The following is a 14,917-nucleotide window of genomic DNA, read 5'->3' on the forward strand; positions in this document are numbered from 1 at the left end:
ATATAAAAAACTTTATTTTCATCTCAAGGCCAGACCCCAAGCGGGTTTGCCGGCGTCTTGCGCGGTGAATTTGACCTCTAAGTCCTTGATTTGCACGACCCTCGTTTTGGCGGGTGATAGGTCAACAAGGATTGTTAGGTTAGAATCAAGTCTTCACAAAATAAGAACGACTTCCCGTGTTTTAAAGTGGCACGTTGACGGGATAATAAGGGAGAAGTCATGGCTTGTGGAAATCAGAAGGCTTGGAGTCGTAGCAATCGTTGGTTGAGTTTTACTTCACGTTCTTTAAGAGCCTTTTTTGTGCTCATGGCTTGTGGTCTTTTGAGCGCTCAAGTTTCAAATGCAAAAATGGGTCACTGGTACAAACAGGGCCCATCGGTCGTTCAACCACCACATGATTCGAACAGCCAAGAGATAACTGAAGAACTCAATCTCGTCTGGGGCCCTGAGACCTTTCATGGCCGCATCTTTAAGCCCCACGTTCAAACTCTAAATCTCGATCTAGCCAGGGGGGGGGTATCTCCTCGTTATTGAAAACGGTGTTCCTGTTGATTTAGGTGATTGCCCAAAAGAGCGAAGCCTTGTTTCACTTATTTGCCGAGTAAAGCAAGGCCTTGCTGCATTTAAAACTTTGTTTACCCGCGTTCACGCCGGCCATGTGTGGATCAATAACCATCTGATCCTGACGCCAGGCAGTTTGAACATCACCATCCAAGAAGTCCGAATCCCGATTGACCTCACAGAATATACATCCACATTGTCTTTAAAGCTTAAAGGCTTTCCCGGCTCTTTCGTCAAAGTGAGCATTTACGGCGAAAACTCCAATCAGCCGCCGATTTTGAATCTCACTTGGAGTACCGATCAGCCTCTTGAAGACGAAGTGGTGCTCTTTGATGCTATGGCCTCAACCGATCCTGATGGTTTGGTAACTGAAGTGCACTTTGACTGGGGGGACAATACAACGAGCACAGGCTTTGTGGCCGAGCACTCGTGGCAAGTGGCAGGGATTTATGTGGTGACCGTGACGGTTACCGACAACGATGGGGCGCAGACTTCAGTCCCCATTGAGTTTACTGTGCTGCCAAAACCTAAGCCTCCCACTGATGGAGGTGGAATCTTTTTTGTTACCACAACGGATCATGTGCCCACAAAAGCTTTGTTTTCCACTTTGATGCCAATTGAAGACCAAGACGGGGGCCAGATCGTGAGTTACACCTGGGATTTTGGCACAGGTAAAATCCTGACCCTTTATCCTCACGAAACCGATCTATTTGCCAGTGTGGAGCACTACTGTCAAAACACCGGGGTCTATCAGGTCACTCTCACCATTACTGACGACTCAGGGCTCTCAACCTCGACTTCAAGACAAATTGAAATTGTTCAAAATCAGCCTCCAGTGCCCCACATTGCTGTCAATTATGCCAGTGGCCCAGCACCACTGACCGTAACATTTGATGCCTCAGAAAGCTTTGATCCGGAGAACGACGAATTTCGTTACCGATGGCGCTTTGGGGATAATTCACCTGAAGTGATTGGCACTGATCAAGCGGTTGTCAGCCACACCTATTCAACCCCAGGAACTTACACTGTCAGACTCAGGCTCCGGGATCACTTCCTGGCTCGGCGTGAAGTAACGACCCAGATTGTTGTGGGTGAGACCGGTGGCAACGTACCTCCGACGCCTGTTTTGATTTCATCGGGGTTAATGGGACCAAGTCCATTTACAGTTCAACTAGATGCCTCTCGGTCATTTGACATAAATCCAGGTGATCAGATCTCCCAAATCGAATGGACCTTTGGCGATGAGCATGATCCGGTTGATTTTGCTCAAGGGGCAATGACAAGCCACACCTTTAACTACCCAGGATCTTACCACGGAAGACTCACTGTCAGGGACTCTCAAGGAAAGTCTTCAGTTGAGCACTTTACGGTCCACGTTCTTTCAAGTGATCCTGCAGGGGTAGATTTTTTGGCCCAGGCCAACCCTTCAGATCCTCTAGAGTTGTGGTTTGATAACTCAGTTGGCCTTACAACGGCTCCTATTGAATATCACAATTTTCATTGGTTTTACGGGGACAATAGCTACGCCAGAGGAAGAAACCAAAGCCACACTTACCCAGGTCCTGGCCCCTATGAAGTTCAGCTCTCGACCTTTGATGTCCTAGGCCAAAGGTATCTCACCAAGAAAACCATCAATGTCCAGGACACCACATCTGATCTACCCGTAGCGATTGCCCTCAATAACTACTCGCCATCGGTCAATGAAGAGATTCAAATCTGGCTTGATACCTTTGATCTTAATCAAGTTGCTGATTTCAACCTCAAATGGGATCTGGGAGACGGCACAGTTTTGACAGGCCTTGGATCAGACCTTCACAGCATAAGCCACACGTACACGAGAAATGGCCTTTACAAAATAACTCTCTCGCTCACAAATCCCGAAAATCTGACTACTCGGCTTGAAACGGAAATCAATGTCTATTCCGGCACTCCGCCTTTGCCACTTTTTATTGCCACACCGCTTGTCGGCCAAGCTCCGGTCGAAGTTAGTTTTAACGGTAGTTACACTTGGGACAGTGACGATCAGGTGACAACGTGGATTTGGAACTGGGGAGACGGACAAAAATCCATCAGTGGCCCCTATGAGAGCCATACTTATCAGGAGCCCGGCCAGTATTTCCCCAGCCTCACAGTTATTGACCAAGCAGGAAACTACGCAACCCATATGGCTGAAATTCGCGTTCTTAGTGAGCCGCCGCCACCGGACAATCAGCCTCCCGTTGCCGAAATTGTGGCGTTAACGCCTACGACGGGGACTGCTCCTTTGCGGGTGGAGGTCGATGCCTATAACTCCTATGATCCGGATGGGGAAATCATTGAGTACAGATGGACAACTACACACGGCATGACCTGGGTGGGACCATACTTTGTCTCCACTTTTGGTGAGGTCGGTGATTTTACAATTTCTCTTGCCGTAACCGATAGTGCCGGGGCCGTTAGCACGGATCAGGTCCAAGTCCGTGTGGAAAATGAAGTTCCCCCACCTCAGGTGCCGGAGGTGAATATTGAATTGAGGCATCTCGCCAATCGGAGTTCCGGCACTGTTGGCAATGGCGAAGTACTGCAGGTGACCCAACTTCCTGCGATTATTGAATACGATGGAATGATGAGCACCTATGGGGACGGGAATTCATTAATATATCGCTGGGATTTTTCAGACGGTGGAACCTCTAGCTCTGGTTATGGCCAGCACCAGTTTACCCAAGAGGGAATCTACACGGTTAGTCTGCAAATCGAGAATGAGCTTGGCCAGATTTCCCAAACGAGCGCAACAATTGAAATCGATGTCGCCGACTACCGGTGTTTACGAGAAGAAGGGGATGAGGCCTGCCACTCTATCAATGAACTAGACGGTAAGGTGTTACCGATTGATGGCAGTCCGAGCCAGACCTTGAGTCTCCGAAATAATTTCGCAGTGCCCTACGGGACTTATTCCTCTTCCCTTGGGGACTCAGGAGAATCAGTGGTTTTGGTCGCCAGAGAAGATTCCTCGCTCGTTAGATCCTCCGTCGATATCACTGATCTGACTCAATCCGTGGGAAGCTACCTTGAAATTAATGTGCAGGACCTGCTGCAGCGAGTTCCCAACTTAAGATGGGCCTATGCCATTGAAATTCGCGGTCAGAGCTTTGACAGTAGCGTGGGGTTGAACGGGTCTTCTCAAGAATTTTACTTTGGGACAGCAAGGGGAGTTGTCCATCTCCCGGAAGGGATTTACACCCTGGAAGTGGACGAAGGGAATTTTAAGTATCTGAAGACCTTGCCTCAAGTAACGGGCACCGTAACCCTAGAGTTTCTTCCTCCCGGGGGCTACAACGTGCGTGCGATTTCCGAGGATGGTCAATCTTTTTGGGGTGAGTTTCTGGTGCCCAATCCCTACTCGGAAGCCTCAACTCAGGTCGCGGCCATTCAGAATCCCTACTCGCCAAGTGGTCAGGTCGTGCAGCAGCAGACAGTAAATGGTCTTTCCGCACGGACTACATCGATGGCCGCTGAACCTGAGATTCCCACCAACCTACCGCCGACTTCGATAGCTGACCTGGAGGCTAGAACTCCAGGATTTCCTGAGCCATTTGAACTTCCCAAATCTTCCGGGGTCACTCTTAAAACTGCCAGTTTGAAAAGCGCTGCCGTCACTACCCAGAACTTGGTGCCAGAACCCTTTCTTCCCGAGAAAGGGTATGAGTACAGACCTGGATGGGCAAGGAAATGCACATTTGATCCATACGCGGAGCTTGCGCCATTTTCTGGAGTTCTTAGAGAAGCTGGACCTAAAGGCAATCCTGCCTATGACCTCTCGCCGGTGTCCTCAAGCAATTACGGCGGGGCTTCATATTCCTGGATTTCCGTTGGTCAGAAATCGATCAAGGTCTCTTGCAACGTTCAGTCCTGGCGGATTCTAAATGCCTACTATTCCTGGTATGCCACCACGGTTTCGCAAGATTGCTGCGCAATTGGGGAAGCACTGCAGGAGTGTAAAAAAAGATGGAAAAGTGAGACAGCGAGTTCAAATACATGGAGGGCTCAACGTGGAGGTCACAGACACAAACTCTCGATGTGGTTTGGGCGAAATCATCAGTACTATGTTTCAAACAAGGCAGTGGTGAAACAGTTTTCATTCAACAACTGGGTGACAAATGAGGCAGATCAAGATGATGGCGTTGCCCTTTCTCGAATCGGCCTCCCCTATGACTTTGGTGATCCCAACAAGATTGACTTTGATTTGGTTCCAAATTACGGAGTCAATTTTACATTTGACGTACCGGTTCCAAAGGAGACTTATTCTAGCAACGGAGGATTCGTTACCTTTCTTGTTCAACGACATCGACCCCTTGGGGATTCTCAGCCCGAACTGTTTGATCGCATGAATTGTGTCGTCGTGACGCCTAGAAGTAGTGCCATTGAGTTAACAGAACTTTCAACTTCACCGCCACTTACAACTGATGCGGGCACCTACAATCCAATGGAAGATGGGGCAAGACTTGAGAGCGGGAGTGAAGGCCTGTTCCCTCTGGACATCGACCAGTCGGCGGCCGCTTCCAACACCTATCGAAACCGAGGCGGGCGGTTTGTACCTCGGTTTCGTGTTCGCGCAAGATATAATTCGAACCATGTGACATGGACCGGAGTGCGAGCCTATGTCGGAAATGAGACAAGCTCCATGCTTCATTTTGATCTACCACTTCAATCGGGGGTATACCCCGAGCCCCAGGGTAAGGCGAGGTCGACGACGGCCTTGACAACAGACAGCTCTGTGAATTCGACGTCGATGAACAGTGTGATGATACCCATATCGAATCAGTTTAATTGGACGCCTGCAAATGCCGATAAGATCGATAAGTTAAGTGTCCTTTACTATTTTATGGGTCAGACACCTGGGGGAGAAACGGTGTTTTCAGATCTACCGATCACTCGGTCCTACAGGACGTCATTTAATCTGCGCCGGAGTGTTAACACGGCCAACAATTACGTGGCCAATGGCTGCAGTGGGGAATACAGTATCAGTATGAGTAGTTATGTGAGTTCGAAAATGGCCAAGGTAGCCCATTATTTGACCAATGATCTCGGGGTGGAGACACTTTGCAATGATGGGGCTTTGCCGTTTGGGGGTCGGTTTTTGGTCAACTTGGCGAACGAAGATCAGGGCCACGAGTCCCATCGAGACGGAAATCATATTGATATGCGATATTTCTCCGACCAGGATTGCAGCGCGTTTGAGGGGAGCGATGTAACGGCCTGTAATAGCTACGGCAACTTCAAAAACTACTATGACATCGATCACGCAGCTAGGCGGATACTGGATTGGGATTATACCAAGGAGTTTTTGACGGCCTTAAATGGCCTGTCGGCGACGGCAAAACAAGAGTGTTTGGATGATTCGAGCACCTGTGCCGATGCGATGGCTGCATCGGATACGGGAACTGGGACTTTGGCTGCAAAGAAGGCGAAGGCGCAAAGGAATTTGAATGCGATGTTGAGACTTGCGAGATGGACGAAGTATAATAGGCGGAAGTGGACTCAGGTATTGGATCATTTTGACGGGCTCTATATCATTTTTTCTCCGGGTCCAGTAGGAACAACTGAGAATCCAAATCCTAACAGAAAGAGATGGCAGCAGTATTTGGTATTAAACGGAACCGTTGACGGCAAGAAGGTGTACGAAAGTTCGTCGAGCGGAGGACTTGTGGAAATCGGTTCCTGCAGTGTAAATTCTCAAGATCCTACGATATCATGCGATCTTACTCCAGAGGGATCAAATTCTCCGACGTATAGAACAAAGCTATTGCAGGGGCATTATCACCACATCCATATTGGAGGTGTGTGGTGATATTCAGTATTCAATCGATGTTTCGAAAATGCTTATTGATTTGGGTTTTAGTCATAAGCACCACAACTTTGCCTAGCCAGGCAGACGGAAAGTCTGAAACAGGAGACAAAAGAAGTGGCTTTGTTGTTCCCGACTTTATGCTCGAAGATAGGCAAGTTCGGGAATCGGATTTGCCTGAAATTTCAAAAATTCCCTTTTTTTCCGGGGTAGATGTTAACCATTTGTTTATCCGGACACTTTGGAAAAGCAAGATTGATGGATTGAACATTGAAGTCATGGCAACCAGAGATATGTCCTTTGGAGGAAACGACTATCCGGCAGGAGCACATGTAATTGGTAGAAATAATCTGTTTAGAATCTACCTTAAGCCAGGCATCCAGCTTAAGGTGAATGGGGTTAAAGTATGTCGACTGGGTCAGCACGCCCAGACGCTGGAGATCTTTGAGATCAAGCTTTGTGAGGACTCGGAGATCAATGGGGTGAAGATCCCGGGTGGGTCGAAAGTGGCGTTTAAATCGAAAAAGACGAGTCAAAATCAGACATGGAATGATCTAGGATGTCTGGTTTTGGGCAAGGATACAGTAATCAGAGGGCGAGCCGTTAAATCAGGAGAACATTACTTTTTCGGCACAAAGGATGGAATTCCTCCGAAAGGTGGTGAATGGCCGTGTGAAGTTGTTACTTGGCATTCCTACGACGTTCAGAAGGAAAAAGAACGGCGGAATAAAAAATCGGATCTAGAAATCGGTCACTAGGCACGCCATTAGTAAGGTGACCGTCACTTTTTGGTTTTGTACTGCAATACCAAAAAGTGACGGTCACTCTACCCCCCAACTCTACCCAGCGTTCGGGTTTTTGTTGGGAATGAAAGCCACGATCTATTGGAATTTGATCTGCCCCTCAGGGAAGATCACTCGACGAATACCGGGAATGCCAAAAAGAAGGACGTTCTTTATTCAGAGCTTTTGGCCTCCGATGGCATTGAGGATCACATTACAGATATGATGACGACTATTTCGCAAAGGTACAACTGGTCGTATAGCGATGCCCAAAAAGTAGTAAGGTGACCGTCACTTTTTGGTATTGCAGTACAATACTAAAAGGTGACGGTCACTCTACCCATTAAGGGTGCAACCTCCGCAGGAGTAGCTGAGGCGTTTCATCGTCTTCCGATCAGAGTTTCAGTAGGGGTGGAGTCAGGTGCGGTCGTCGAAAGAGTGGAATCGACCTGGGTCGGAGGCGGTACATCCCTTCTAGTGGCATCGGGAAAACCCTCTTGGCTAAGTATAGGGGGTGTTCCATATACGGGAAGGCATCGAGCAGTCTTGTCTCTTGATCCGACGATTGTTGAAAACACATCTTTGCTCAATCATCTTAATCCAACTGAGGATACTGGACAGCTAGTATTTACCGCCTACGGCTATAGAGTCGAAAATGGAAAAAGAAATCCGTTCATCCTTACTGACATCCTGCCTGTTCAGCACATGTATGACGGAAAAGACATCCTCTACAATATTTCCTCAGTTGAAAATGAGTTGTTCTATGGGAAGTCGGTGGCCCTTCATGGGCGAGTGAAGCTAATGAAGTTTGTCAAAAAGCTAAAAGAGGATCCAAATTTGTCCTATGACGGGATAGTGCTCTTCAACGATGCATCGGCACCCTATGGAAATAAACTCCCCCCTCATGAGGGGCATAGAAACGGTCTCACTGTAGACATGAGAACCTTTGGTACTCGGACGCCACTGTACACATCGCAATGCCAGCCTCCTAAACCCCCGGCAACGACTCCCAACTGTGCCACTCTTTTCCCCACCATCGCTGGGCTTAACGCCCAGTCCAAGATTGATGCAGTTGGTTTGTACGATGACTTCAGAGCATACTTAACCTATAAAAGGTCTTGCTTGTCAGCGAGTGGTTGCTCCACTTACCCGAGCGCCGCCGTAGATAGAGTCGTGAATTGGGTAGTAGGAAATCGCCGAGCCTTTCATCGAATTGCCAAGTTGGATGCTGGAGCGACGATAAAATTTTCCGATGGATCCCATTACTGGACAGCCCTTAAAAGCACTGTGAATACTGGAAGTAACTCCGCGCAAACCCCCTACGTGGTCATTAACAAATTGGCGATTAGTGACGCAATAAAGTATGGGTTGTGGCCAGATGGCTCTAGGATTCTGGAAGATGGTGTTTGGATAAAAACTTGTGGTATTGGCTCGATTGCCAGCGATTCGGCCAAAATTGACAATGCATTTTGCAGTCTTGATAATGTAAAGTTCTGGAAAGAAAATTTTCACTATTCGCACATCGATGTGGAGGTTAGGGAGTGAGGAAATTAGCTGCTGTGAATATCTTAGTTGTGATTGCCTTAGGTGTTGTCGTGCCCATAGGAGCGGCCTCAGAGTCACTAGGAAAGTACCAAGAGAGCATTGGCTCCGCAATCTATTGTCCGATTAAATTGGATCCGAGAGATGATCCTAAAACCCAAACGGACTTTTTGGCGACAAGGCTGTTTAGTATTGGTCCTCACAGGATAGCGCCAGAGGATTCTCTAGCGTTTTATGCTGGATTTCTACATGCTGTTTCTGCAAAGCGAAGTGGCAATTCGTTTTTTTGGGAAGTATCAGTAGACCCCGCTCAACAAGTTATTTTTTCTCGCCCTAAAGCATCAGGAGCTTGGCAACCAAGAAATTTTGTTTTGGCGGAGGACACTATTATTCAAGGATCAGTCATCCCCAAGGGCTCCGAGGTCTGGTTTGAAGGCTACGGTGTCTTCCATGGGTTAGGGGAGGTCAGGATCAATGTGTCCAAGGAGGCAGTTATCATGGGGCGCAAAGTGGGTCCGGCTCATGTTGTGATCAGAGGTCTTAAGATGACAGTCAACAAAGACAAGAATGGTGGCCAGGATGATTAGGTTGAATGGTTCATTTCTTCTGGTTTTGGCAGTCGCCTTCGCTATTGGATGTCGTGCCTCTACCGAGGAGCTGAAGAGTAAAGAGAAGGATGATGTAAAGGTTCTCTTCAGCTACTTTGATTCCTATTCCCATTGTGGCTGGCGGTTGGAGGATTTGAAGGTCGTTAGCGGCCCTAACAAAGTGGGTGAGCTCATTGCTGAGGTCAAAAGCAGGGACTTTAGTTTTTTGGGAAATTACAAATTTCCCTGGAGAACCAAACTCACGTTTAGGAAAGGCGTCCTGGTTCGAGCAGAGGCCCATCCTAAAGATAAAAAAGGTATTCTCATTTATAATCTAAAAATATCAAAGGGCCACCCGGTATTGTTTTCGGAGTCCTATGGAACCCCTTTGGAGTTCGTGGTCACAACCGACAGCTACCTGTATGGGCTTTTGGTAGAGGGGGATTTGAAGGTCTACTGGAACGAAAATTATCTTGTGGGTGCAAAAAAGGTCGAAGCCCTGGTCGACAGCTCATGGGGAGGAATCGACCTTTACCCATTCCTCAAAAAAGGCCAAGTCATTGTCTTTGAGGGTGGAGTGCCCAAGCTCAAGTGAGGCCTCGGTCCTATTTTGATGTTCCCGGTTCTTTTTCCGATACACGCAGTGTCGATTTGAATGGCCAAAAGCTGTCTCGTTCAAATCGACACTGCGTGTATCGGAAAAAGAACCGGGAACATTAAAGGTGCACCTACCGCATTGGATACCCGCCAAATCCATTAGTCAGAACGGTATTCACTTGTCCATCTGAGAGGTCGAGGAGCTTCATGCCAGTTGTCTCGACATAGAAGAGGCCCGGACTTTTTCCCAATTGTTGAAAAAAGTAAGCTCCACCTTGGACGTCATAAGGATTATTGGGTTCCGGAGCTTCACCAACATTCAAGCACTGATTATTGGCATCCAGGGAGCAGATTTCAATTCGGTCGGCCCCATTTCCGACTCCCTCTCCATATTCGGTTTCAAACCCGGCACAATTGTTCATTGGGTCAGATTCTCTTTGGCTCTGTTTTACCCAGTAGGCCAGATGGCCTCCGTCCTTGGTAATGACGGACTGTCCCTGCCCCCACTCGGCATTCCAACCCATGTGACGATAGCGCCCAGTATACTTCGGGGTTCCAACGGGCCGATCACGGTCAAAGTTGATCGGCTGGCAGTTCTCGTCTAGATCCACAACATAGACCTTAAACACGGGAACAAGTTCTGATGGGCCAACCTTTCCACCAGGTTCAATGCAGTATCCCCCGGTTCCATCCATATTCCTGGTGTTGTACCAAGAATAATTTTCCGGATTAATCGGCTCATCTTCACATCGTCGAGTGATGGCGACCTTTTGGCCAATCTCACATGAGGTCTGAAAGGTGCTAGGACGAGAAACATGCATTCTTCCCACAAAACAATATTCGGAGTTAACACCACCCTGATCCCACAGTTTTACTGAGGAGGACACAAGGCCCTGCTTGGGGTCGGCGACAAAGCGAGCGCGATAGGCAAAACCGACCTTCGGTTTGCCTGGTTCTAGTAAAGGTTCTCCTTCGGGTTTGGTGAGCCCATTGAATAACACTTCTGTTTGATTGAACCATGAATGCCAGCCAACCACGTGGGAGTTGTAGCCAAACACCCGACTCCAGTTAATGACCTGGTAGTATCCGGGAAAATCGGGACTTATTTTCTGTTCTACGTAGGTCGCAGCAAATAGGGCATTCCGCCCGTGGTTACATAAACGCCCCTCCGCGCCAGAGGTTGGACATGAAGGCTTGCTGACGGTCAACAACACAATTCTGCCGTTTGGAGAAATGGATTGGGCAACAACCTCATATCCCTTTGGTACGGCAAACAGCTTGTCACTGCCCAAAATAGAATCCAGCCAGGTTCCCTGCCGGATTTCTACTCCGCCAGTTGAGTTACCTGCCTGAACAATGAATTCTCCAGCTGAGTTGGCTGGATTTCCTGGACACACAAACCCCTGGTTTTCTTCAATCTCCAAGCACCCATCTAATTCCTGACCATAAGCTCCCAAGCTTACGGTGATAAGAAACAGGCAAACACCAACGTAATCAATAAACTGTGCAATCATGATCCCCCCCTTTGGTTCCGTGCGAATTGGACCCTCAAGTCCAGTCTTCAGTGTACCTCTGGTCGGACAGATTAAAACTGACATATTGTTCGCGTAAAAGAGAGATGGTAAGTGCCTGTATCTAATGGATTACTTTCATTTTATCCTGGGCGCCAAAGGTGGAGGAGGGTAAAGGCCTGGGCGGGAGAGAAGCCTGCAGCCTCAAGGGTAAGGCGGGCTTCGATCAGATCACCGGTCGTGGCCTCACGGTTGGTGATGATTCGATGGGCGAGGATGATGGCGGCTTGCTCTTCGCTTTTTAAGAAAGCCTTTTCAAAGGTTTCTAGAACCTCCTCAAAGACTCTTTTGTAGGCATTTTCCAGGCTGGTTCCGCTTCGGTCGCTGAGCCAGGAGGTCATTTCCAGAACGCGCGCTTTGATGCGAGGAAAGGACCTAGTGGGAGTTGCCAGGGCCAGGGTTTCCTGACGACATGTCGTGGCCTGAGCAGAATAAAGGGGTCCGACGAGGGCCCCGAGAAGCAAAGCTTTGAAAAGGGAGTTAACCATGCCGTGGCAGGGAGCAAGATCCAGGCCTGGTTAAATCCTGAAGATTGGGTGAATACGGGAGGTTCCCGGTTCTTTTTTGGGTGGTGGATCCGGTAATTTGGGCATTTTTGGCCCCAAAATGGTGCTCGGTTCCCCAAAAAAGAACCGGGAACCTGAGGAGGGGGCTTCCAATTTCTCCTGAGTTACACTATTCTAGGAAGCTAAGTTTCCTCAATTACGAGGACTTTTTGTCGGGCATACAAAAAGCGAAATATATGATGATTGAACAAAATTCTGTTTCTACGACGACCGTCACTCTTACCTTCTGATGTCTTCAATTCGTATCGTCCTGCCCGACAATTCAACCAGAGAATTTGACCACGAGCCTAGCATCCTTGAGGTGGCTGAAAGCATTGGCTCGCGCCTGGCCAAAGACACGGTCGGTGGACTGGTCAACGATGAGACTGATGTGGCCGACCTGCGCCGCCAGTTGAAGGACCAGGACAGACTGAAAATCGTGACTCTGCAAATGCCTGAGTCCTTGGAAGTGATTCGTCACTCCGCCGCTCACCTGATGGCCCAGGCGGTTCAAGAGTTGTGGCCCGAGGTGAAAGTCACCATCGGCCCAGTGATTGAAAACGGTTTCTATTACGATTTTGATACCGACAAGAACTTCACACCGGAGATGCTGGAGCAAATCGAAAAGAAGATGGAAGAGATTCTCAAGCGCAACGCCAAGGTGGAGCGTGAGGAGTGGTCAGCCAAAGAGGCCATCGCCACCTTTGAGAAAATGGGTGAGCGCTTCAAGGTGGAACTCATCAGGGATCTGGGTGCCGAGAGTGTGACCGTCTACAAGCAGGGCGAGTGGTTTGATTTGTGCCGCGGCCCTCACGTGCAAAGTCTGGGTCAGATCAAAGCGGTGAAGCTATTGTCCGTGGCCGGTGCCTATTGGCGCGGGGATGAGACCAGGGATCAACTTCAGCGCATTTATGCGACCGCTTTTAATGATAAAAAGGAACTGAAGCAGCATCTTCACAACTTGGAAGAAGCGAAAAAACGCGACCACCGCAAGCTGGGTAAAGAGCTGGGACTCTTCGTCTTTCATCAACTGACACCAGGTGGTCCTTTTTTCACTCCCAAGGGAACAACAATATATAACGAGCTTCAGACTTATATTCGCGAGAAATACCGCCAGTATGGTTATCAGGAAGTCATCACTCCCCAGATTTTTGATGTGGATCTCTACCATCAGTCAGGCCACTACGAGAACTACCGGGAGAACATGTACTTTACCAAGATCGACGAGAGGGATTTCTCGGTGAAGCCCATGAACTGCCCTGGTCATTGTTTGTTGTATGCGGCCGAGAGAAAGAGCTATCGGGATCTTCCCTATCGGGTGGCTGATTTTGGTCGCCTTCACCGCTATGAACGCAGTGGGGTGATGCACGGTCTGACTCGGGTGAGAACCTTTTGCCAGGACGATGCCCATATTTTTTGTGACTTAGGTGATTTGCAAAAGGAAATCAGTCAGTTCATGCAGTTTTTGGCTGAGGTGTATCAGCAGCTGGGATTGACCGAGTATCAAATTTATCTTTCCACACGTCCTGAAAAACGCATGGGCAGTGACGAGGTCTGGGACCAGGCCGAAGGGGCCTTGGGAAATGCACTCAAGGAGCTGAACCTACCTTATAAGGTCAATCCAGGTGATGGGGCCTTTTATGGTCCCAAGCTCGACATTATGTTTGTCGATGCCTTGAAGCGCCCCTGGCAGTTGGGAACTCTCCAGTGTGACTTTAATATGCCTGAGGCTTTTGATTTGGGATTTGTCGGTGAGGACAACAAAGAACACCGTCCGGTGATGTTACACCGAGCGATTTTGGGTTCTTTGGAGCGATTTATTGGCGTCTATTTGGAGCATACGGCCGGTCATCTGCCGACCTGGATGTCTCCAGTGCAGGTGGCGGTTCTTAATGTGACTGATCGCCAGGCCCCCTATTGCCAGAGTTTGGCCCAGGAATTGGCCGCTGAGGGCTTAAGAGTTCACTTTGATGATCGCTCAGAGAAGTTGGGCTTTAAGATTCGTGAAGCCCAAATGCAGAAAACACCCTATATGTTGATTATCGGGGATAAGGAGTTGGAGGCGAAGACCGTGAGTGTGCGTCTCCGCAACGGGGAAATGAAGAATGGTCTTCCCCGTCGTGAATTTGTTGATTTCGTTTGTAGAGAAGTAAAAGAACGGCAACTGACCAGCCCATGGCTGGAAGCCAAGCCGGAGTGATTCCGGACTTGGGAGAGAAATTAACCTAACCAGGAGGAGAGCTATTCGTCCGTTTAAAGGTGGCAAAGGCCGCGGTGGTAAGTCGGATAAGGGTGATGGATATCGAGTCAATGATGATATTACAGCATCCGAAGTGAGAGTCATTGACAGTGATGGCAAGATGGCAGGTGTTTTTGCAATTGGTGATGCGCTCAGGCTGGCAGAGACCCGAGGCATGGATTTGATCGAGATTGCTCCCAATGCCAAACCTCCCACTTGTAAGATCATTGATTATGGTAAATGGAAGTACGAGTCCAAGAAAAAAGAAAAGGTCGCTCGTAAAAAGCAAACCATCATTACCATTAAAGAGATCCAGGTTCGACCGCGAACCGATCAGCACGACTTAGACACCAAGTTAAAACATGCCCGTCGATTTCTTCTAGAAGGCGACAAAGTAAAAGTGAACTTGCGCTTTCATGGCCGAGAAATGGCTCACCAGGAGCTGGGACTGGAGTTGCTGAACAAAATTTCAGCTTCCTTGGGAGATATTGCCAATCCGGAAACTCCACCCAAAAAAGAAGGCAGACAGATGTTTGTACTGCTGGCTCCAGACCCGGTGAAGATTAAGGAATACGAAAAAGCTCACCCGGAAGCAAAGGCCGAGGCTAAAAAGGCGGCCGCAGAAGAGGCCAAGCAGGCTGAGGCGACAGAGTCCTAATTTTGCAAATT

9 protein-coding genes are annotated in these 14,917 nt (G+C 48.6%); 7 read left to right on the forward strand and 2 right to left on the reverse strand.

The annotated features are described in order from the left end of the window. Positions 1-757 precede the first annotated feature (757 nt). The 5 genes from H6624_01195 (at position 758) to H6624_01215 (ending at position 9,891) form a co-directional block, all read left to right on the forward strand. Entirely contained in the window at positions 758-6,388 is a 5,631-nt protein-coding gene (locus H6624_01195) for a PKD domain-containing protein (GenBank protein MCB9082924.1), read from the forward strand. Further along, positions 6,385-7,143 carry a hypothetical protein gene (locus H6624_01200; GenBank protein ID MCB9082925.1) on the forward strand — a complete coding sequence of 253 codons (759 nt, stop codon included), beginning with the start codon at positions 6,385-6,387 and terminating at the stop codon, positions 7,141-7,143. Before H6624_01195 ends, H6624_01200 begins: the two co-directional genes overlap by 4 nt. Before the next feature lie 435 nt (positions 7,144-7,578). Next, positions 7,579-8,712 (forward strand): hypothetical protein, encoded by a 1,134-nt coding sequence (locus H6624_01205; protein ID MCB9082926.1) that lies wholly within the window; start codon positions 7,579-7,581, stop codon positions 8,710-8,712. Beyond that, positions 8,709-9,296 carry a hypothetical protein gene (locus tag H6624_01210; protein MCB9082927.1) on the forward strand — a complete coding sequence of 196 codons (588 nt, stop codon included), beginning with the start codon at positions 8,709-8,711 and terminating at the stop codon, positions 9,294-9,296. The genes H6624_01205 and H6624_01210 overlap by 4 nt, the downstream gene beginning before the upstream one ends. Further along, a complete protein-coding gene (locus H6624_01215; protein ID MCB9082928.1) occupies positions 9,289-9,891 on the forward strand; it encodes a hypothetical protein in 603 nt (200 codons plus the stop codon). The genes H6624_01210 and H6624_01215 overlap by 8 nt, the downstream gene beginning before the upstream one ends. Positions 9,892-10,024: 133 nt before the next feature. On the opposite strand, the gene H6624_01220 is transcribed toward H6624_01215, so the two are convergent. Together H6624_01220 and H6624_01225 are read right to left on the reverse strand one after the other, a co-directional pair. Next, complete coding sequence (locus H6624_01220) at positions 10,025-11,407, reverse strand: hypothetical protein (protein ID MCB9082929.1); 1,383 nt, start codon at positions 11,405-11,407, stop codon at positions 10,025-10,027. Between the two features lie 140 nt (positions 11,408-11,547). Further along, a complete protein-coding gene (locus H6624_01225) occupies positions 11,548-11,952 on the reverse strand; it encodes a hypothetical protein (GenBank protein ID MCB9082930.1) in 405 nt (134 codons plus the stop codon). Between the two features lie 307 nt (positions 11,953-12,259). On the opposite strand from H6624_01225, the gene thrS reads away from it, so the two are divergent. Further along, the gene (thrS, locus tag H6624_01230; GenBank protein ID MCB9082931.1) at positions 12,260-14,209 is read left to right on the forward strand and encodes a threonine--tRNA ligase; all 1,950 of its coding nucleotides are present in this window, start codon (positions 12,260-12,262) and stop codon (positions 14,207-14,209) included. A gap of 43 nt (positions 14,210-14,252) precedes the next feature. Next, the gene (locus H6624_01235) at positions 14,253-14,906 is read left to right on the forward strand and encodes a translation initiation factor IF-3 (protein ID MCB9082932.1); all 654 of its coding nucleotides are present in this window, start codon (positions 14,253-14,255) and stop codon (positions 14,904-14,906) included. Positions 14,907-14,917: the final 11 nt, after the last annotated feature.

The organism is Pseudobdellovibrionaceae bacterium, assembly GCA_020635075.1.
GTDB lineage: Bacteria > Bdellovibrionota > Bdellovibrionia > Bdellovibrionales > UBA1609 > JADZEO01.

Excerpts from the sequence above, each read along its gene's own strand:
- H6624_01215 (MCB9082928.1), top strand. The coding sequence starts at position 9,289 with ATGATTAGGTTGAATGGTTCATTTCTTCTGGTTTTGGCAGTCGCCTTC.
- H6624_01220 (MCB9082929.1), bottom strand. The coding sequence starts at position 11,407 with ATGATTGCACAGTTTATTGATTACGTTGGTGTTTGCCTGTTTCTTATC.
- H6624_01225 (MCB9082930.1), bottom strand. The coding sequence starts at position 11,952 with ATGGTTAACTCCCTTTTCAAAGCTTTGCTTCTCGGGGCCCTCGTCGGA.
- thrS (MCB9082931.1), top strand. The coding sequence starts at position 12,260 with ATGTCTTCAATTCGTATCGTCCTGCCCGACAATTCAACCAGAGAATTT.